Raw genomic sequence first — 19,346 nt, forward strand, 5'->3', positions numbered from 1 at the left:
CGTTGACATCGAGATATTTCGAGTTACTGTGTGTAACACGAATTGGAGATGACCATGGCGGCACGGCCGTATCGACAGGTGGCGCGGGAGACTGCCGTGCGCGACACCGAGAAGCAGATCGTCGATGCGCTCGCCGCGCTGATGGAGACCCGCTGGTTCGACGAGGTGACGCTGGACGAGATCGCCGCCGCGGCCGGCACCACGCGGCAGACGGTGATCCGCCGGTTCGGCAACAAGGCGGGCGTGCTGAGCGCCATGGCGGCGCAGCAGGACACCACCATCCGCGCCCAGCGCTGGCGCGACCGGCCCGCCGATGTCGCCGGCATCATCGCCGTGCTGATGACCGATTATGAGCGCAGCGGCGATCTGGTGGTGCGGACCCTGAACCAGGAGGACCGCATTCCCGAGTTCGGCGCGGTCCTGGAGCAGGGCCGGCGCGGCCATCGGGAATGGATCGAGGACATGTTCCGCCCCTGGCTGGAGCGGCGCGAGGGGACCCGGCGGGAGGATCTTCTCGCCGAGCTGCTGGCGACGACGGACGTCTGGGTCTGGCACCTGATGCGGCGCCGGCAGGGCCATTCGGCCGAGCGCACGGCGCGCCTGATGAGCGAGATCGTGGAGCGGCTGCTCCGCGAGGATTGACGGGCGCCGGCACCCGATCGCCGGCATTTTGGGGAGACATCAGATGGAACCGACACCGGCTCTCGCGGGCCGGCTGCGCATCGTCGTGGCCGGATGGAAGGGCGGCGGCAACGTGCCGCCGACGATTTCCGCCGTCGCGGCGCTCTGCGCGCGCGGCCATGAGGTGACGGTCGTCGCCGACGATTCCATCGCCGGCGATGCCCGCGCCGCGGGCGCCCGCTTCGTGGGCTGGAAGCGCGCGCCGAACCGCCCCGATCGTTCCGCGGCGAGCTGCTTCGTGCGGGATACCGAGCTGGCCGATCCCTTCGCCGCCTTCGCGGCCTGGTGCGAGCGCATCTTCGTCGGCCCCTCCGAGGCCCAGGCGCGCGACCTCATCGAGGTGATGACCGTGCAGCCCACCGATGTCCTGGTGGCGAGCGACCTGTTGTTCGGGTCCGTGCTGGCGGGCGAGGTGGCGCAGCTGCCGACGGCCATCCTCTCCACCAACGTCTCCATTTCCCCCCTGCCGGGACATCCGCCGTTCGGCCCCGGCTTCCTGCCGGCCGAGACCGCGGCCGACCACGAGCGCGACCGATCGGTGGCGGCGTGGGCTGAAGAGATGTGGAACGGCTTCCTGCCGGGCCTCAACGCCGCCCGGCAGGCGCTGGGCCGAAAGCCGCTCGCCCGCGTGCTCGACCAATTGCGCGCCGCCGACCTGCACCTCCTGGCGACGAGCCCGGCCTTCGACTATCCCGCGGCCGCGCTTCCGCCGGACGTGCGCTACGTGGGGCCGCTGCTGGATGAGCCGAGCTGGATCGCCGGCGGCGCGGCGCCCGTGGCGGCGCCACCGGAGCGCCCGCTCGTGCTGGTGTCGTTCAGCACCACGGACCAGGGCCAGTCCGGCGCGCTGGAGACCATCATCTCGGCTCTGGGCGAATTGCCGGTCGAGGCCGTCGTGACGCTCGGCAACGTGCTGGAGCGGTTCGGCGCGCAGATCCCGCCCAATGTGCGGGTCCTCGATTCAGCCTCGCACGAGGCGATCCTGCCCCATGCCGCCCTGGTCATCACCCACGGCGGCCACGGCACGACGCTTCGCGCGCTGCGGCACGGCGTGCCATTGCTGATCCTGCCCATGGGACGCGACCAGAACGAGAATGCGGCGCGGGTCGCCTATCACGGTGTCGGCCTGCGGCTCGACGCGGCGAGCGCGGCGCCGGTCATCGCCGACGCCATCGCCCGCCTGCTGTGGGAACCCGACTTCGCCACGAGCGCCCGCCGGATGGGAGAGGCCCTGCGGGCCGAGCCGCCGGCCGCCGAGCGCTTCGTCGCGGCGATCGAGCAATTGCACGCCCAGCGCCGGGCGCACCCCACCTGCGCCGCCTGAGGCCGGGACTTCGGAGGCGGCGGCCGGCGCGCGAGCCTCAGCGCTCCTCTTCCTCGAACAGCCACAGGGAACGGGTCGAGAGCGGCGAATCGGCGCTGCCGGCCATGCCCAGGAAGGCCGGAATGCGGGCCTTCTGCGCATCGGTCAGGGATGTGAAGAGCGGCCGCGCCGCCTCGACGAAGGCCTTCAGGTCGGCGGCGCGGGTCGCTTCCGCATCGGCGATGCGCCCGAGCACGTCGAACACGTCGGCCGGCGGCTGGGCCTCCGAACGGGCCTTGCCGCGTGCCATGGAATCGGCCGCGATCTTGCGGATGGACGCCTCCACCGGCCCCCAGAGCTTGTCCTGCTCGGGCGTGAGCTCAAGCACGGTCTTCAGCGCCGCGATGCGGGCGTTGAGGACGGCCCTCGCATCGGCGTCGGTGTAGACCACCACGATGTCGGGCTCGGCGGCGGCGGGGGTCGCGGGCTGGGCCTGCGCCGCGGGAACAGCGAGCAGCAGCCAGCCGGCCAGCGCGCCGACCAGGGGCGCGGCCACGGCGGAAGTCAGGTGCTTCATGTCGGTCTCCGGAGATCTGGAAACTGGAAGAGGCTCAGCGGTAGTAGGGGCCGAAATAGCCGCCGGGATAGGGGCCGGTGCCGAACCGGTGGCAGGCCCCCCAGGGCCCTCGATAGCGCCCCGCGCCGCAGCCGTGATCGAGGGCGAAGGAGTGCCCGTAGGGGCCGAAATAGCCGCCCGGAAATGGCCCATGGCCGTAGCGGTGGCAGGCGCCGCCGGGCCCGCGATACCAGCCCCAGCCGCAGCCATTGGCCACCGGCACCACCTCTGCCGCGGCAGCCGCCGCCGGCGGCTTCGCCGGCACCGGAAATGCGGCGGCCGGCTGGGCCAGCGCGACGAGGAGGCCCACGCCGAGGGCCGCATTCATGAAGGTGCGCATCATCGCGATCGCTCTCCTGTCCGTGTCGGCGCAGCCGCCGGGGCCGATGGCATCGGTCGGCCGGGCGCGCCTGCGCGTTGGTAGCACGCCTGCATCGTGACGTGCGCCGCGCGGGGCGCACAACTCCGCCAGCGGGCGGATGACGGCGCGCCTTATGTAAGCGATTGCAACATTCATTGACAGCGATTGGCGGCGATGGCAGCTTGACTTCCGCGATCCGCAATCGTCATAAAATTCAATAATTACAACGCAATTTCTGCCGGAGCTTCAGACGCCGCTCCGCGACCAGCCGAACGAGCCAAGACATGAAAGCGCATACAAACGCTCAGATCGACCTCTACAGGAACGCCCTCGACCTTCTCGCCACCAAGCTGCTGGAGGACGAAGGCCGCCTCGGCGTCGCCTTTCCCTATGTCACGGCCCCCGACGGCTCCTGGCAGACCATGCTCGCCTCGGAATCCGCCGGCTATGGCCCTTCGGGCTGGAGCCACGGCAACTGGTTCTGCGGCTTCTGGGTGGGCTTGCTGCTGGCCTCCCATCTCCACACCGGCGATCCCCGGCATCTCGCGATCGCCCAGGAACGCATGCGCCTCGTCGCGCAGCGGGCGGACGATCCCAACACCCACGACATCGGCTTCATCTTCAATGCGAGCGCGGTGCCGCTCCATCACGTCACCGGCGATGCGGACCTGGCCGCCATCGGCCTCGCGGCGGCGGAGCGCCTGCGCAGCCGCACCGTGATGACCGATCGCGGCGCCTACCTTTCCTCCTGGGGGCCGCTGGACGATGCCCGCGCCCGCTGCAGCTCGGCCATCGACACCATGGCGAACCTGGCGCTGCTCTACTGGGCCTCGCGCCACACCGGGGATGCGAGCTACGCCCTCGCCGCCGTCGCCCATGCGGACATGACGCGCGGCGCCTTCATCCGGCCGGACCAGTCGACCTACCACGCCGTCCAGTATGACCTGCCCTCCGGCGCACGGGCGCGCGGCTACACCTTCCAGGGCCACGCCGATGAGTCCTGCTGGTCCCGCGGCCAGGGCTGGGCGATCCTTGGCTATGCCGATACCGCCGCCGCCACCGGGCGGCGGGACTATCTCGAGCTCGCCAACACCCTCGCCGACCATTTCCTCGCGCGCATCGGCGACGATCCCGTGGCGTTCTATGATTTCGACGATCCCGCCATTCCCGACAGCCCGCGCGACACCGCCGCCTCCGCCATCGTCGCCAATGCGCTGCTCAAGATGGCCGACCTCGATGCCGACGCCGAGCGCTCCGCCCTGCGCCGCGGCCAGGGGCTGTGGCTGCTGGAGGGGCTGTGCCGCACCTCGCTGGCGCAGGAGGGCAGCCATCGCGGGCTGCTGAAGCACGGATGCTACTCCCGCCCCCACGACATCGGGCCGGATTCCGCGGTGCTGTTCGGCGACTACTATTTCGTGGAAGCGCTCTGCCAGGTCGTCATGCCCGGCCGCTTCCGCCCCACCTACGGGACCATCTGAGCCGTGGCCGAGACCGACGCCCCCCTGTTCGCGTCCCAGGGCGTGACGCTCACCGCGTCAGGCCCCGTGGGGCGCATCACCATCGCCAATCCTCCCCTCAACGTCCTCACCGTTGCGGTCCGCGAAGCGTTGTTCGAGGCGGCCTGCGCCGCCGGGCATCGGGGCGATCTGCGCGTGGTGGTGATCGAGGCGGCAGGGCCCCGCGCCTTCTCGGTGGGCTCCGACATCCGCGAGTTTCCCACGACGGAGCTCGGGGGCGTCGCCAAGATCCGGTTCGAGCAATATCTGCTCGACAGGATCTCGGCCCTGCCGCAAGTGGTGATCGCCAAGATCGGCGGCCTGACCCTCGGCGGCGGCGGCGAGCTGATGCTGGCCTGCGACCTCAGGATCGCCTCCACCGAGGCCACCTTCGGCTTTCCCGAGATCAAGCTGGGCGCCCTGCCGGTGGCCGGCGGCGTGAAGCGGCTCGTGCGCGAGATCGGGCCGGTCCATGCGCGGGAGCTGATCTACACCGGCCGTTTCATCCCGGCCGAACGCGCCCTCGCCATCGGCCTCATCAACGAGGTGGTGGAACCGCCCGAGCTGGATCGCCGGGTGGACGCGCTCGCGGCCGAGATCGCCGCCCTGCCGGGGGATGCCCTTGAGCTTGCCAAGGCCTGCGTGGCGGCGGCCCAGCCGTCCGGCGATATCGACACCCGGGAGGCCGAGGCGTTCGGAGCGCTTTACGGCAGCGCCAATCTCGCCGAAGGCCTTGCCGCCTTCATCGAGAAGCGGCCGCCGCGGTTCAACCGCTGACGCCGTCCCGGCGCGATGCGGCCTCAGCGCCGGGGCGCCAGCTCCCCGCTGCGCCGGGGGGCGCCGGTGGAGCGGCGGATCGCGAGCTCGCCCTCCAGCTCGGTGCGGCTCTCCACCGGGCGGGACTGCATCAGTCCTAGCAGCAGCTCGGCGGCGCGGAGCCCGATCTGCTCGGTCGGGACGTGCACGGTGGTCAGCGGCGGGTCGAGATAGCTCGCGAACTCCAGATCATCGAACCCGGCGATGGAGAGGTCCTCCGGAACCCTGAGCCCGAGGTCCTTGGCCTCGGCGATGGCGCCGATCGCCAGCACATCGGTGGTGCAGACCAGCGCGGTCATCGGCGGGCAGGCCTCGACGACACGGCGCAGCGCCTGCCGGCCGCTTTCCATGGTGTAGGGCACCTCGAGCAGCGCGCTGGCCTCCGGCATCGCATTGCGATGGTCGAGGCAGGTCAGGATGCCCTGCCTGCGCGCGCGGATGCGGTCGTTGGCGGCGAAGGGGCTTGAGATCACGCCGAACCGCCGGTGGCCGAGATCCACGAGATAGCGCGTGAGGTCATACGCCAGGCGGAAATTGTCGATCCCGACCGCCGGCAGTCCGTCGGCCCCGTCGCTGACATAGGTGACGACGATGGGAAGCCCGGACTGCCGCAGCAGCGCGCGCGCCTCCGAGACCCGCTCGTTGCCCACGAGGACGAGGCCGTCGACGCCGCGTTCCAGGAGAACGCGGGCCTCCATCAGCTCCTTGTCGAGATCGTACTGGGAATTGGCCACCAGCAGGCTGTAGCCGGCCTCCGCCAGCCGGTTCTGAAGCGCCTCGACGCCCCGCGCGAAGATCGAGGTGCTCAGGGTCGGCACCAGGACGCCCACGGAGCGGCTGCGCCGGGAGGCCAGCGCACGGGCCGCGCCGTCCGGCACGTAGCCGAGCTGCCGCAAGGCTTCCTGAACGCGCGCGCGCAGCTCCGGCCGGACCATCGCGGGCGTATTGATCGCCCGCGAGACCGTCGCCGTGGAAACGCCCGCCGCGGCGGCGATATCGGCGATGACCGCCTTTCTCTTCTTCTCGGTCACGATGCCCTGTCGATCCCACTCAAATCAGGCGCGCCAACGCCTTCACGGCCAATCCCGCCAGCGTTGCAGCGCTCCCGGACCTTTACCATCGGCGGTCGGCTTCCGCCACAGAACGGCGCGGCAGGCTCACACGGGCGTTGACAGCCCGCGCGGCTGACCCTTACTGTAAGCGCTTACAAACAGCAGCGTCCAGACACCAGCTCTGCAAGCGCTCAGGACGGTCGGGAGAAACCCCATGCAACGCCACCCACTCGCATTCTCCCGGGCGGAATCCAGGCCGCGCCCGCGCTAGCGGTCGCCAGCGCCACAGGAACCGAGGCTCCCGCTGACAACGAACGCGCGCCGAAGCGTGTGGGCGGGGGCTGTCGATGCGTCATCCATATCGGGGAGAGAACGAGATGACCTGGACCGGCGTGTTTCCGGCAGTCACCACCAAGATGAAGCGGGACGGCTCCATCGACATCGAGGCGAGCCAGGCCGCCATGGAGCGGCTCCTCGCCAGCGGTGTCTCCGGCCTGATCGTCCTGCCCATGCTCGGCGAGAACGCCTCGCTGTCGCCGGCGGAGAAGGAGCAGGTGATCCGTGCCGCGCGGGAAGTGGTCGCAGGCCGCGTCCCGCTCCTGTCGGGCCTCGCGGAGATCACGCTCGACACCGCCTGCGAGACGGCGCGGCGCATGGAGAGCTGGGGCGCCGAGGGTTTCATGGCCTTCCCGAGCCTCGTCTACCGCACCGACGCGGACGAGACCGTCCACTGGTATCGCACCATCGGCGCCGCCACCGGCCTGCCGATCATGATCTACAACAATCCCCTCGCCTACCGGGTGGATGTCACGCCGGAGATCCTCGACCGCCTCGCCGATGTGCCGACCATCGCGGCCATCAAGGAGGAGACCGGCGACATCCGCCGGGTGACGGACCTGTTCAACGCCCATGGCGACCGGTTCGACGTCTTCTGCGGGGTCGACGACCTGATCCTCGAAAGCGTCGCCCTCGGGGCGGTGGGCTGGGTGTCGGGCATGACCAACGCCTGGCCGGCGGAATGCGTCGAGCTGTTCGAGCGCTGCAGGGCCGGTGACCTCGAGGCCGCCCGCCCGCTCTACCGGCTGCTGACCCCGGCGTTCCATCTCGATACGCACGTGAAGCTCGTGCAGTACATCAAGCTGGCCGAGCACATCGTGTACGGCGCGCCGGAATGGTGCCGGACCCCGCGGCTCCCGCTCTCCGGAGCCGAGCGCGCGCAGGTCGTTTCCGTCATCGAGTCCGCGTGCGCCGGCCTTGCCGGCCAGACGTCGCGCGCCGCCTGAGCCGGGGGTTTCGATGAACCGGCTCTTTCTCCAATCACTGGACGTGATCAACCGCGTGGCCTGCTGGATCGTCGCGGTGCTGTTCGCGGTCGCGACCTGCGCCGTGCTGATCCAGGTCTGCGTCCGCTTCGTCCTGCCGAAGCTCGGCCTGATCGCCTCCGCGCCGTGGACCGAGGAACTGGCGCGCTACCTCGTGGTCTGGTGCGTCTTCATCGGCGTCGGCGTGCTCTGCCGGCATGCCAAGCTGATCGCCGTCGAGATCCTCACTATCGTCCTCCCCTTCGGCAAGGCGCTCAGGATCGGCGGCATGGTTCTCACCATGGCGTTCTTCGTGCTGCTGGTGGAGACCGGGATGGAATGGATGGCCCTCAGCGCCATCGAGCTGTCGCCGGTGATGCGCATTCCCATGACCTGGGTGGCCGCAGCCTTGCCCGTCGGCAGCATCCTCGCGCTCCTCAATCTGGTGGGCTTCCTGGTCGCCAGCATCGCCAACCCCGCGGAGGAAGCGGCCGACGCCGCCGAGCTCGCCGAACTGGCGGGGGACTGATCGCCATGCTCGTGGTCCAGATCCTCGGAAGCCTGATCGTCCTGCTGTTCATCTCGGTGCCGATCGCGGTTGCCATCGGCCTCATCTCCTTCGGCATCCTGTGGTCCAAGGGCATGCCGATCATCGCCGGCGTCCAGGCGGCGTTCGAGAGCCTCGACAGCTTCTCCCTCATGGCCGTGCCCTTCTTCATCCTCGCCGGCAACATCATGCAGGCGGGCGGCATCTCGCAGCGGCTCGTCAATCTTGCCAACGCGTTCGTGGGCTGGCTGCGCGGCGGACTTGGCGCCGCCGCGGTGCTGACCAGCATGATCTTCGCCACCATCTCGGGCTCGTCGTCCGCCACCACGGCGGCGATCGGCTCCACCACCATCCCCGCCATGGAGAAGAAGGGCTATCCGCTGCCCTTCGCCACCGCCATCGTGGCCTCGTCCGGCGAGCTCGGGGTGATCATCCCGCCGTCGCTGCCGATGATCATCTATGCGCTGGTGATGAACCTCTCCATCACCTCGCTCTTCATCGCCGGCATCATTCCCGGGCTGGTGGTGGGCGGATCGCTGATCGGCACGGTGCTGATCGTGTGCGCCATCAAGGGCTACGACCGCATCACCCCGATGACGCCCGTCGCGTGGATCAGCGGCATCGCGGTGGCGACCAAGGACGCCTCGCTCGCCTTGCTCATGCCGGTGATCATCCTCGGCGGCATCTACACGGGCGCCTTCACGCCCACCGAGGCCGCGGTGGTGGCTGCCTTCTACGCCCTCGTGATCAGCCTGTTCGTCTACCGGCAGATCGCCGTCGCCGATCTCGGGCGGATCTTCATCCGCTCCGGCCTCGCCTCGGCGGGCATCCTGTTCATCGTCGCCTTCGCCTCGGCGTTCGGCTTCGCGCTGACCATCAACCAGGTGCCGCAGCAGATCGGCGCGTGGATCTCGGAAGTCTCCGGCTCCGCCTTCACCTTCCTGCTTCTGGTGAACCTGCTGCTGTTCGTGGTCGGCATGTTCATGGAGACCCTCGCGGCCATCATCATCCTGGCGCCGATCCTCGGACCGGTGGCGATCCACTTCGGCATCGACCCCATCCACTTCGGCATGATCGTGGTGGTGAACCTCGCGGTGGGCATGGTGACGCCGCCCGTGGGCGTCAACCTCTTCGTCGCCTGCGAGATCGCGGGGCTGCGGATCGATCAGCTGATCCGCCCGCTGCTGATCTTCCTCGGCGTTCTCGTCGTCGACATCCTCATCATTTCCTACGTGCCGGTGCTTTCGCTCGCGCTTCTCAAATAGGGCGGGTCCGAACCACGCCCGCAGAACACCCAACAATAAAAGGGAGGATTTCCGAATGAAGACCTTGCTGCGTTCAGCCATCATCGGCGCGGGGCTCACGCTCGCCGCAACGACCGCGTCCCTCGCAGTTGAAATACAGGTCGGCCACACGCTGACCACCGACAGCCACTATCAGGCGGCCGCCCTCAAGTTCAAGGAAGTGGTCGAGGCGGGAAGCAAGGGCGCGATTACTGTCAACATCTTTCCGCAGAGCCAGCTCGGCGGCGAGGTCAAGATGATCCAGAGCGCCCGGACCGGCGCCATCGCCGCCTTCATCACCGCCGCGCCGCCGCTGGAGAATACGGTCCAGGAATACTCCATCCTGTCGCTGCCCTACCTGTTCGATGATCTCGACCAGGCCAATACGGTGATGCAGGGGCCGTTCGGCGAGCAGATGCTCAAGCAGCTCGACAGCCGCGGCCTTGTCGGCCTCACCTTCCTTTCCTCGTTCGAGCGCTCGGTGTTCGGCTCGCGGGCGATCCGCAAGGTCGAGGACTTCAAGGGCATGAAGATCCGCGTGCTGCAGGGCCCTGGCTTCATCCGCACCTATGAGGCGCTGGGAGCGCAGCCGACGCCGATGGCCTATTCGGAAGTGTTCGTCGCGCTGCAGAACGGCGTCGTGGACGGCGCCGAGGCCGATCCGGCGCAGGTGGTGCAGGACAAGTTCGTCGAAGTCACGAAATTCTTCAATTTCACCAAGATTCACTACATGCCGTCGCTGCTCGTCTTCTCCAAGGCGCGGTTCGACGCCCTGACGAAGGAGCAGCAGGAGCTGGTGCGCAGCGCCGCCAAGCAGGCCGCCAAGGCGTCCCTCGAAGCCTACAAGAAGACCTATGCGGAAGGCGTCGAGGGCATGAAGAAGGCGAAGGTCGAGCTGATCTATCCCGATCTCGCGCCCTTCAAGCAGGTGGCGCGCGGCGTGTGGCCGAGCCTGCTCACCGCCGTGCCCAACGGCGATGCCCTGCTGAAGGACGCGCAGGCCGCCCTCAAGACCAAGTGAGGCCGCGGACAAGGCCGATGGGGGAGCCCCCTGCGGGCCTCCGGCCGGCGCCGGCGTGACGCCGGGCCACGAGACGATGCCCGGCCCCACCCGGCGGCCGGACATCGACCGCAACACCGCGCAGCGCCGGCCTGTTCGCCGGCCGGCCGCACCAACAGGCCAGGGTGCCGGACCTTTCATCATGCTGGACCTTACCGAAGACCAATCCCTCATCCAGGACACCGCGCGCAGCTTTGCCCGCGAGGTGCTGGCGCCCGCCGCCGCGGGCATCGACCAGAGCGACGCGTTCCCGACCGCCATCTATCGCCAGATGGGCGCGCTGGGCCTGCTGGGCATGACGCTCCCGGCGCAGTACGGCGGCGCTGAAGCCGACACCGTGTCCTGGTCCCTCGTGCTGGAGGAGCTGGCGACCGCCTCGGCCGCGGTGGCGGACGCGCACATGGTGTGCAAGCTCATGTGCGACGTGCTGCTGACCAACGGCAGCGAGGCGGTGCGCCGCGCCTTCCTGCCGCGCATGGCGGCCGGCGAGCTCATCTGCGCCATCGCCCAGACCGAGGCGGACACCGGCTCCGACGTCGCCGCCGTGCGCACCACCGCCCGTCGCGTGGAGGGAGGCTATCGCATCAGCGGCGCAAAGCAGTTCATCACCTTCGCGCTCAACTGCGACCTCGCCATCGTGGTGGCCACGGTGGACCGCAGCCTCGGTCGCGGCGGCATCGGCATGTTCCTCGCCACCGCCGACACCGAAGGCTTCATCCGCGGCGCCGCGGCGCCGGTCATGGGCGTGCGCGGGCTCGCGACCGGCGAGCTCGTGTTCGACGACTGCTTCGTGCCGGACGACCGGGTGCTGGCCGCTCCGGGCGACGGCCTGAAGCGGGCGCTGACCTCGCTCGGCTCGGGACGCATCGGCATGGCGGCGCAATCGGTCGGCATCGCCCGGGCCGCCATGGAGCACGCGCTCGCCTATGCCCGCGACCGCAAGGCGTTCGGCCAGGCCCTCACCGATTTCCAGAGCATCCAGTTCACCCTCGCGGACATGTCCATGACCATCGAGGCCGCGCGCCTGATGGTGCGCCGCGCGGCGCGGCTCAAGGACCAGGGCGCGCCGATCATCCGCGAGGCCTCCGAGGCCAAGCTGTTCGCCTCGCAGATGGCCAACCGCGTGGTGAGCGACGCGCTGCAGATCCACGGGGCCTATGGGTACACCCGCGACAGCGCGGTGGAGCGGATGTTCCGGGACATCCGCGTCTACGAGATCTGGGAGGGCACCAGCCAGATCCAGCGCCTGATCATCTCCCGGCAATTGCTGGGCACCCGCTGAACCGACCGCCGACAGGCCAAGCCAGGCGCCCGCCACATGCGCGGCGCCGACGGGAGTAACGAGATGCAGCATGAGGACACCGAACGCGCAGCGCAGGCGACCGCGCTCCTGAAGGGAATGCGGGTGCTCAGCTTCTGCCACTACCTGCAGGGGCCCGCCGCCGGGCAATATCTCGCCGACATGGGCGCCGACGTGATCAAGGTGGAGCCGATCAAGGGCGCCTTCGAGCGGCACTGGTCCGGCGCCTCCACCTTCGTCGGCGACGTCAGCGCGTTCTTCGTCTCGGCCAACCGCAACAAGCGCAGCCTCGCGCTCGACCTGAAGCACCCCGAGGCCCGGGTCGTGCTCGAGCGCCTCATCGCGTCGGCCGATGCGGTCATCGAGAACTATCGCCCCGGCGTGATGCAGCGCCTCGGGCTCGGCTATGACGACATGGCCCGCATCAATCCCGCCATCATCTATGCCTCGGCCACCGGCTTCGGCTCCAGCGGGCCTGCCCGTGACCGGCCCGGGCAGGATCTGCTGGTGCAGGCGCGCTCCGGCCTCATCGCCGCCACCGGCGCGGCGGCGCCCACCGGCATCGGCTGCGCGGCGGTGGACCAGCACGGCGCGGCACTGCTGGCCATGGGCGTGGCCGCGGCCTACGCCCACAAGCTGGCGACCGGCAAGGGCACCTTCATCGAGGGAAGCCTGTTCAACGCCGGCATCGACATGCAGACCGAGGCGCTGACCCTCTACTACAGCGGGGGCTACGGGAACGAGCGCTTCGAGCGCGAGGGCCATCTCGTCACCTGGTTCCACGAGGCGCCCTACGGGGTCTACCGCATCGCCGACGGGACCGTCGCGGTATCGCTCAATCCGGTGCAGCGCCTCGCCGACGCCCTCGGCAGCGCCGCGCTCGCGGCCCTGGCGCCGCTGGACCCCTATGCCGAGCGCGACTGGATCGCGGCGGAGGTGGCGCGGGAGCTGGCCGGCTGGCGCTGGGCGGATCTCGGCCCGGCTTTCGATGCGCAGGGCGTCTGGTGCGAGCGGGTGCAGACCTACGACGAGCTGCGGACCGATCCGCAGGTGATCCACAACCAGATCTTCGAGCAGATCCCGATCGGCGGCGGCGAGGCCACCGTGGTCAAGCACCCCCTGAAGTTCAACGGCGAGGTTCCGCCGGTCCGGCTCCTGCCGCCCGGGCTCGGCGAGCAGAGCGCGCAGATCCTCCAGTCGCTCGGCTTCTCCGCCGCCGAAATCGACAAGCTGCTGGAAGACAAGGTGGTCCACGCAGCCGAAAGCAACGCGAACAGGAAAGGAAAGGTCGCATGAAGGCCATGTATGCGGAAGTCGGGGATCAGGTCCGGTTCGCCAAGACCGTCTCCGAAAGCGACGTCTATCTGTTCGCCGGCATCACGGGTGACTTCTCGGGCAACCACGTGAACGAGGAATTCATGCGCACCTCGGCCTTCGGCAAGCGGATCGCCCATGGCGCGCTGATGGTGGGCTACATGTCCACCTGCTCGACGCTGATGATCGACCGGAGCCTGGAAAAGGGCATCGATTCGACGCCCGTCTCCCTCGGCTATGACCGGGTGCGCTTCATCAGGCCGGTGTTCATCGGCGACACGGTGACCCTGACCTACACGATCCGTGAGGTCGAAGCCGACCGCCTGCGCACGCGGTCGTCCATCGAGGTGGTGAACCAGCACGGCGAGACGGTGGCCGTGGCCGAGCACATCCTGAAATGGGAGCCGCGCGTTGCGCCCGCGGTCGCCGCGGAGGCGGTGTCTTGAGCGGGCTCGACTTCGCCGCCGCGCTCACAGCAAGCCTGCCCGACGATGCCGACCGGGCGGTTCTCGCCGGCCGGGTGTTCCGGCCGGAGGTGGCCGGCCCCTCGGTTGTCGCGGTCCGCCCAGAGGGCGTCGTCGACGTGAGCGCCGCCTTCCCGACCATGCGCGACCTGTGCGAGACCGACGATCCCGCCGCCGCGCTGGCGGCGGCCTCGGGCGAGAACCTCGGGCCGTTCGAAGCCCTCCTCGCCAACACCCCGCCGGAGCGCCGCGACCGCACGCGCCCGTGGCTGCTGGCGCCCATCGATCTCCAGGCGATCAAGGCCACCGGCGTCACCTTCGTCGCCTCCCTGCTCGAGCGCGTGATCGAGGAACGCGCGCGGGGCAATCCGTCGGAGGCCGCAGCCATCCGGGCCGAGCTGCAGCAGGCCGTCGGGCGGGATCTGGCGACGATCCGCCCGGGCTCGCAGGAGGCGCGCCGTGCCAAGGAGGTGCTGATCGCCAACGGCGCCTGGAGCCAGTATCTGGAGGTCGGCATCGGCCCGGATGCGGAGCTGTTCACCAAGGGGCCGCCCATGTCCGCGGTCGGCACCGGCATGGATGCGGGCGTCCATCCCAGGTCGACATGGAACAATCCGGAGCCCGAGGCGGTGCTGGTGGTGGCCTCGGACGGGCGCATCGTCGGCGCCACGCTCGGCAATGACGTCAACCTGCGGGACGTGGAAGGCCGCTCGGCGCTGCTGCTGGGCCGCGCCAAGGACAACAACGCATCGTGCGCCATCGGCCCGCTGGTGCGGCTGTTCGGGGCGGGGTTCGATCTCGACAGCGTCCGGCGCATGGACATCGTGATGTCCATCACCGGCGAGGACGGGTTCACGCTGGAGGATCGCTCCTCCATCGCCCGGATCAGCCGCGATCCGGCGGACATCGTCGGGCAGATGATCAGCCGGACCCATCAGTATCCGGACGGCGTCGTCCTGTTCCTCGGCACCATGTTCGCGCCGGTCAAGGATCGCGACGCGCCGGACCAGGGCTTCACGCACAAGGATGGCGACATCGTCGCCATCGGCTCGGCGGAGCTTGGCCGCCTCGTCAACCGGGTGCGGGCCTGCGATGCCTGCGAGCCCTGGACCTTCGGCGCCGGCGCGCTCATGCGCAACCTGGCACGGCGCGGCCTCCTGACCCGAGACGGGCCGCCCGGCAACGGCTGAGGCGCCGGTTCGATCCCTGTCCCGACCGGCGATCGCCGGCGCACCCCTCGCCGGCGCTCACGCGCCGGTGCGGGGCGCGAAGCCGAGGCGCAGCGGACGCACGATGTGCTCGGCCAGCGCCGCGCGGTCCGCACCGGTCTCGCCGGCCTTGGGGCGGTACCAGATCGACATCCAGTTGATGGCGCCGAGCACGGCCTTGATGGTGAGGGACGGCTGCTCCGAGACCGCGCTGCCGTCCGCGATGGCGGCATCGAGCATGCTGCGGAACAGCCGCTCGTAGCGGCGGCGCATGTCCATCACCGCGTCCAGGGTGCGGCGCTGGGCCGGCGTGGTGGCGGCCATGCGATGCATGTGCACGCCCTGCACCACGACCGCGATGTAGGTGTGGTTCTCCATGGAGGCGAGGGCGTGCGCCTCCAACATGTGGGTCAGGCGCTCCCCGGCCGGCCCGTCCGTTGCCGATGCCGCCTCCACCGCGACGAACAGGCGATCCATGCCCTCGCGGTGCACGTCGAAGAACAGGTCCGTCTTCGAGGAATAATAGTGGTAGATGCGGCCCTTGGTGGCGCCGAGCCGGCGCGCCACGTCGTCGATGCTGGTGGCGGAAAAGCCCTGCTCCATGAAACAGGCGGCAGCCGCCTCCAGGATGTCGGCATTGCCGGTGCCGTCGGTCCTGATCTCCGGTTTGTGCTCGCCCGCCATGCCCCCGACCCGGTCCTTTGCGCATTCCGCTGCACTAAGGCGCGAACATGCCCCGCGCGCAAGGCCTGCGAAGGTGGCTGGACAAATCGGCCGGCGCCGTCATACTACTGAGTATGTTGCTCCGGAGGCCCCTTGTCCCGGAAGCGCGCCGTTGCAGGATATGCCAGAACACGCCCCATGAGCCGACCCTTCAGCCGCCCCATTCCCTCCCCCGGCGCCCCGCCCCTCGCGAGCGGCTGGCTGGACGTCACCCAGCCCCTCGTCGATCTGTTCGCGGATGCCATCGGCGACCATCAGTTCATCCATGTGGACCCGGAGCGCGCGGCGCGCGAGAGCGCCTTCGGCGGCACCATCGCCCACGGCTTCCTGGTGCTCTCGCTGCTGTCGAAGCTCGGCGCCGAGGTGATGGACCTGCCGGGGCCCGGCGAGGTGGGCATCAACTACGGCTTCGACAAGGTGCGCTTCCTCGCGCCGGTGCCGGTGGGACGTCGCATCCGCGGCGTGTTCCGCGTGGCCGCGCAGGAGCTGAAGGCCGGCGGCCACCTCATCCGCTTCGACGCGGCCGTGGAGCTCGAAGGCTCCGCCAAGCCGGCGCTTGCGGCCGAATGGCTGGTTCTGATCCTCAAGGGAGACAAGGCATGAGCATCTCGTTCGAAGGGCGGGTGGCCATCGTCACCGGCGCAGGCGGCGGGCTCGGCCGCGCTCACGCGCTGGAGCTTGCCCGCCGCGGCGCGAAGGTGGTGGTGAATGATTTCGGTGGCGCCCGCGACGGCACCGGCGGCTCCAGCGCCGCGGCGCTGGCGGTGGTGGACGAGATCCGCGAGGCAGGCGGCGAGGCGCTCGCCGACGGCGGAAACGTCACCTCCGCCACCGACATGGAAGCCATGGCGGCGGCGGCCCTGAAGGCGTTCGGCCGCATCGACATCCTCGTCAACAACGCCGGCATCCTGCGCGACCGCACCTTCGCCAAGATGGACATGGCGGATTTCGCCGCCGTGGTCGCCGTGCACCTGCTCGGCTCGGCCAATGCCACCAAGGCGGTGTGGGAGACCATGCGCGCGCAGAAATACGGCCGCGTGCTGATGACCTCCTCCACTTCCGGCGTCTACGGCAATTTCGGCCAGTCCAACTACGGTGCCGCCAAGGCCGGCCTGATCGGCCTCATGAACGTGCTGCACTTCGAGGGCGAGAAGCACGACATCCGCGTCAACGCCGTGCTGCCCACGGCCGCCACCCGCATGACCGGCGACATGATGGACCCGGAGACCCTGGCCCATCTCGCGCCCGAGAACGTCACCCCCGCCGCCCTCTATCTCGTGAGCGAGGCCGCGCCGAGCCGCACCGCCCTGCTCGCGGGCGCCGGCACGGTGGCGCGCATGGCCATCGTGGAGACGGAGGGCGTGTTCCTGCCGCAGGGCAATCGCACGCCCGAGGCGGTGGCGGCCGCCTTCTCCGACCTCGCGCGGCTGGACAGCGTGATCGAGACCGGGGCCGGCCTCGCCCACGTGGACCGCATCATCGCGCGCGCCAAGGCCGCTGCCGCCGCCGCGGCCTGACGGGAGCCCTTCCATGAGCGAGCCTCGCCCCGCCCCCGAGGGGCGGACGGCGTTCCCGCGCCTGTATGTCATGCAGACGCGCTGGAACGACGTGGACCGCTACGGACACATGAACAACGTCGTCTATCTCGAATACTTCGACAGCGCCCTCAACCGGGCGCTGATCGAGGCCGGCGCGCTCGACCTCGCCGGGGCCGGGGCCATCGGCATCGTCGCCAGCGTCGGTTGCGACTACTTCTCCGAGGTGAGCTATCCCGACGAGGTGGAGGTGGGCGTGCGCGTCACGCGCATCGGCAACTCCAGCCTTGCCTGGGGCTTCGGGCTGTTCCGCGCCGGGGCACCGCTCACCGCCGCGGTGGGGCGCACCGTGCACGTCTATGTGGACCGCACGAGCAGCCGCCCGCAGCCGCTCGGTCCCGCGCTGAGGGCGCTCGCCGAAACCCTCCACGTCCCCCGGAAGGATCCCGCGCCATGAGGGAAGCCGTCGTCGTCTCCACCGCCCGCACGCCCATCGCCAAGGCCTATCGCGGCGCGTTCAACGACACCAGCGCCCCCGCGCTCGCCGGCCATGCCGTCGCCAGCGCGCTCGCCCGCGCCGGCGTGGAGGGGGCGGAGGTGGAGGACGTGGTCCTCGGCGCCGCCCTGCAGCAGGGCACGACGCACATGAACATCGCCCGCACCGCGGCGCTCAGGGCCGGCCTGCCGGTGGAGGTGCCCGGCCAGAGCGTCGATCGCCAGTGCGCCTCGGGCCTGATGGCCATCTCCATCGCCGCCCGGCAGATCGTGGGCGAGGGCATGGAGATCGCCGTGGGCGGGGGCGTCGAGCAGGTCTCCCTGGTGCAGAACGAGCGCATGAACGTCTTCCGCTGGCACGACGCCTGGCTCGACGCCCATGTGCCCGCGACCTACATGAGCATGATCGAGACCGCCGAGATCGTGGCCGCGCGCTACGGCATCTCCCGCGAGGCGCAGGATGCCTGCGCCCTCCAGTCGCAGCGCCGCACCGCGCAGGCTCAGGAGCGCGGCGCCTTCGACGACGAGATCGCGCCCCTCGACACGGTGAAGGTCGTCGCCGACAGGGCCACCGGCGAGACCCGCCGCGAGGCGGTGCGCCTCACCCGCGACGAGGGCAACCGCGCCGACACCACCGCCGAGGGACTCGCGGCGCTGAAGCCGGTGTTCAAGGGCGGCATCGAGGTGGCGGAAGGCCGGTTCGTGACCGCAGGCAACGCCTCCCAGCTCTCCGACGGCGCCTCCGCCTGCGTGCTCATGGAGGCGAAGGCGGCGGAACGGCGCGGGCTGGCCCCGCTCGGCATCTATCGCGGCATGGCGGTGGCGGGCTGCGCGCCGGAGGAAATGGGCATCGGCCCGGTGTTCGCCGTGCCGAAGCTGCTGGCCCGCCACGGCCTAAGCGTGGACGACATCGGCCTGTGGGAGCTGAACGAGGCCTTCGCCGCCCAGCTCCTCTACTGCCGCGACCGCCTCGGCATCCCCGACGAGCGGCTGAACGTGAACGGCGGCGCCATAGCCATTGGCCATCCCTATGGCATGTCCGGCGCGCGCATGACAGGTCACGCCCTCATCGAGGGCCGCCGCCGCGGCGCGCGCTACGTCGTGGTCACCATGTGCGTGGGCGGCGGCATGGGCGCCGCCGGCCTGTTCGAGGTCGCCTAGACGCGGCGGGGACCGCGAGGCCCCGCCCTCTCATCCACCTGCCCTCCAGCCCGGCCGCGCAACGGCCGGGCTCTTCCCTGGGGTAGGATCAGCCCCGCGACGGAAGCCCGATGCGCCTCTCCAGCCAGTCCGGCCGCGGGAGCGCGGCATGGGCCGCCGCGTCAGCCTGAAGACGCGCCTGCGCGTGGTCCGGAAAGGGCGCCGACCGTGGCACGCCGGACGCCCGGGACACGTGCATCAGCACCTGCTCGCACAGCGCGAGCTCGGCGCCGTCTCCATCCCGGAGGCGCATGAGGATGTGCATGCGCTTGGCATCCGCCGCCAGCACCACCAGCTCCACCGACAGCGCCGTGCCCTCGTGGCATTCGCGCAGGTAGCCGATCCGGCTGTCGAGGGTGTAGAGCGTCGCCTCCTGCGTCGCGCGATAGTCCGCGTCGAGCCCGAGGCGCTCCATGTAGGCGGTGGCGGCGTCGGAGAAGAGGATGCCGTAGGCGAAATCGCCCATGTGGCCGTTGTAGTCCACCCACTCCGGACGCACGCGCTCGGCGAGAATCGCGAGGCCGGAGCCCGTGGCCCCCGGCTGTGACTGACCCATTGCGGAGCCCTCCTTTCAGTGACGGCCGGGAGGCC

21 protein-coding genes are annotated in these 19,346 nt (G+C 70.0%); 16 read left to right on the forward strand and 5 right to left on the reverse strand.

Annotated features, from left to right (window positions below; genetic code table 11):
- Nucleotides 1-54 precede the first annotated feature (54 nt).
- Together V5F49_RS07805 and V5F49_RS07810 are read left to right on the forward strand one after the other, a co-directional pair.
- Nucleotides 55-642 carry a TetR/AcrR family transcriptional regulator gene (locus V5F49_RS07805; protein WP_394117695.1) on the forward strand — a complete coding sequence of 196 codons (588 nt, stop codon included), beginning with the start codon at nucleotides 55-57 and terminating at the stop codon, nucleotides 640-642.
- Nucleotides 643-685: 43 nt separating this feature from the next.
- Nucleotides 686-2,005 (forward strand): nucleotide disphospho-sugar-binding domain-containing protein, encoded by a 1,320-nt coding sequence (locus V5F49_RS07810; protein ID WP_394117696.1) that lies wholly within the window; start codon nucleotides 686-688, stop codon nucleotides 2,003-2,005.
- Between the two features lie 37 nt (nucleotides 2,006-2,042).
- Here the strand turns inward: V5F49_RS07810 and V5F49_RS07815 are convergent, their stop codons facing one another.
- Nucleotides 2,043-2,561 (reverse strand): hypothetical protein, encoded by a 519-nt coding sequence (locus V5F49_RS07815; RefSeq protein WP_394117697.1) that lies wholly within the window; start codon nucleotides 2,559-2,561, stop codon nucleotides 2,043-2,045.
- 34 nt (nucleotides 2,562-2,595) lie between these two features.
- A complete protein-coding gene (locus tag V5F49_RS07820; protein WP_394117698.1) occupies nucleotides 2,596-2,943 on the reverse strand; it encodes a hypothetical protein in 348 nt (115 codons plus the stop codon).
- A gap of 302 nt (nucleotides 2,944-3,245) precedes the next feature.
- Between V5F49_RS07820 and V5F49_RS07825 the strand changes: the two genes are divergently transcribed.
- On the forward strand, nucleotides 3,246-4,439 hold the full coding sequence (locus V5F49_RS07825; protein ID WP_394117699.1) for a glycoside hydrolase family 88 protein: 1,194 nt from the start codon (nucleotides 3,246-3,248) through the stop codon (nucleotides 4,437-4,439).
- 3 nt (nucleotides 4,440-4,442) lie between these two features.
- Nucleotides 4,443-5,234, forward strand: coding sequence for an enoyl-CoA hydratase/isomerase family protein (locus V5F49_RS07830; protein WP_394117700.1), 792 nt, complete (start codon nucleotides 4,443-4,445; stop codon nucleotides 5,232-5,234).
- 23 nt (nucleotides 5,235-5,257) lie between these two features.
- On the opposite strand, the gene V5F49_RS07835 is transcribed toward V5F49_RS07830, so the two are convergent.
- Entirely contained in the window at nucleotides 5,258-6,304 is a 1,047-nt protein-coding gene (locus tag V5F49_RS07835) for a LacI family DNA-binding transcriptional regulator (RefSeq protein ID WP_394117701.1), read from the reverse strand.
- A 398-nt stretch (nucleotides 6,305-6,702) separates the two neighbouring features.
- On the opposite strand from V5F49_RS07835, the gene V5F49_RS07840 reads away from it, so the two are divergent.
- The 8 genes from V5F49_RS07840 to V5F49_RS07875 all read left to right on the forward strand — a co-directional run bounded on the left by V5F49_RS07840 (nucleotide 6,703) and on the right by V5F49_RS07875 (nucleotide 14,784).
- Nucleotides 6,703-7,608 carry a dihydrodipicolinate synthase family protein gene (locus V5F49_RS07840; RefSeq protein WP_394117702.1) on the forward strand — a complete coding sequence of 302 codons (906 nt, stop codon included), beginning with the start codon at nucleotides 6,703-6,705 and terminating at the stop codon, nucleotides 7,606-7,608.
- 13 nt (nucleotides 7,609-7,621) lie between these two features.
- The gene (locus tag V5F49_RS07845) at nucleotides 7,622-8,155 is read left to right on the forward strand and encodes a TRAP transporter small permease (protein ID WP_394117703.1); all 534 of its coding nucleotides are present in this window, start codon (nucleotides 7,622-7,624) and stop codon (nucleotides 8,153-8,155) included.
- A 5-nt stretch (nucleotides 8,156-8,160) separates the two neighbouring features.
- Nucleotides 8,161-9,438 (forward strand): TRAP transporter large permease, encoded by a 1,278-nt coding sequence (locus V5F49_RS07850; RefSeq protein WP_394117704.1) that lies wholly within the window; start codon nucleotides 8,161-8,163, stop codon nucleotides 9,436-9,438.
- A gap of 55 nt (nucleotides 9,439-9,493) precedes the next feature.
- Nucleotides 9,494-10,477 (forward strand): TRAP transporter substrate-binding protein, encoded by a 984-nt coding sequence (locus V5F49_RS07855; protein WP_394117705.1) that lies wholly within the window; start codon nucleotides 9,494-9,496, stop codon nucleotides 10,475-10,477.
- Nucleotides 10,478-10,658: 181 nt separating this feature from the next.
- Complete coding sequence (locus V5F49_RS07860) at nucleotides 10,659-11,798, forward strand: acyl-CoA dehydrogenase family protein (protein WP_394117706.1); 1,140 nt, start codon at nucleotides 10,659-10,661, stop codon at nucleotides 11,796-11,798.
- A 63-nt stretch (nucleotides 11,799-11,861) separates the two neighbouring features.
- Entirely contained in the window at nucleotides 11,862-13,112 is a 1,251-nt protein-coding gene (locus V5F49_RS07865) for a CaiB/BaiF CoA transferase family protein (protein ID WP_394117707.1), read from the forward strand.
- Nucleotides 13,109-13,576, forward strand: coding sequence for a MaoC family dehydratase (locus V5F49_RS07870; RefSeq protein WP_394117708.1), 468 nt, complete (start codon nucleotides 13,109-13,111; stop codon nucleotides 13,574-13,576). Before V5F49_RS07865 ends, V5F49_RS07870 begins: the two co-directional genes overlap by 4 nt.
- Complete coding sequence (locus tag V5F49_RS07875; RefSeq protein ID WP_394117709.1) at nucleotides 13,573-14,784, forward strand: fumarylacetoacetate hydrolase family protein; 1,212 nt, start codon at nucleotides 13,573-13,575, stop codon at nucleotides 14,782-14,784. The genes V5F49_RS07870 and V5F49_RS07875 overlap by 4 nt, the downstream gene beginning before the upstream one ends.
- Nucleotides 14,785-14,841: 57 nt before the next feature.
- Here the strand turns inward: V5F49_RS07875 and V5F49_RS07880 are convergent, their stop codons facing one another.
- A complete protein-coding gene (locus tag V5F49_RS07880) occupies nucleotides 14,842-15,486 on the reverse strand; it encodes a TetR/AcrR family transcriptional regulator (RefSeq protein ID WP_394117710.1) in 645 nt (214 codons plus the stop codon).
- Nucleotides 15,487-15,663: 177 nt separating this feature from the next.
- Here V5F49_RS07880 and V5F49_RS07885 point away from each other — a divergent pair, with 177 nt between their 5' ends.
- The 4 genes from V5F49_RS07885 to V5F49_RS07900 are packed head-to-tail and all read left to right on the forward strand — an operon-like array spanning nucleotide 15,664 to nucleotide 18,716.
- Complete coding sequence (locus V5F49_RS07885; RefSeq protein ID WP_394117711.1) at nucleotides 15,664-16,128, forward strand: MaoC family dehydratase; 465 nt, start codon at nucleotides 15,664-15,666, stop codon at nucleotides 16,126-16,128.
- Nucleotides 16,125-17,042, forward strand: coding sequence for an SDR family NAD(P)-dependent oxidoreductase (locus tag V5F49_RS07890; RefSeq protein WP_394117712.1), 918 nt, complete (start codon nucleotides 16,125-16,127; stop codon nucleotides 17,040-17,042). The genes V5F49_RS07885 and V5F49_RS07890 overlap by 4 nt, the downstream gene beginning before the upstream one ends.
- Nucleotides 17,043-17,055: 13 nt before the next feature.
- The gene (locus V5F49_RS07895; RefSeq protein WP_394117713.1) at nucleotides 17,056-17,517 is read left to right on the forward strand and encodes an acyl-CoA thioesterase; all 462 of its coding nucleotides are present in this window, start codon (nucleotides 17,056-17,058) and stop codon (nucleotides 17,515-17,517) included.
- A complete protein-coding gene (locus V5F49_RS07900; RefSeq protein WP_394117714.1) occupies nucleotides 17,514-18,716 on the forward strand; it encodes an acetyl-CoA C-acyltransferase in 1,203 nt (400 codons plus the stop codon). Before V5F49_RS07895 ends, V5F49_RS07900 begins: the two co-directional genes overlap by 4 nt.
- 88 nt (nucleotides 18,717-18,804) lie before the next feature.
- Here V5F49_RS07900 and V5F49_RS07905 read toward each other — a convergent pair whose 3' ends face one another.
- On the reverse strand, nucleotides 18,805-19,311 hold the full coding sequence (locus V5F49_RS07905; protein WP_394117715.1) for a thioesterase family protein: 507 nt from the start codon (nucleotides 19,309-19,311) through the stop codon (nucleotides 18,805-18,807).
- Nucleotides 19,312-19,346: the final 35 nt, after the last annotated feature.

The sequence above is a fragment of the Xanthobacter lutulentifluminis genome (assembly GCF_043194675.2).
In the GTDB taxonomy this organism is placed as follows: Bacteria; Pseudomonadota; Alphaproteobacteria; order Rhizobiales; family Xanthobacteraceae; genus Xanthobacter.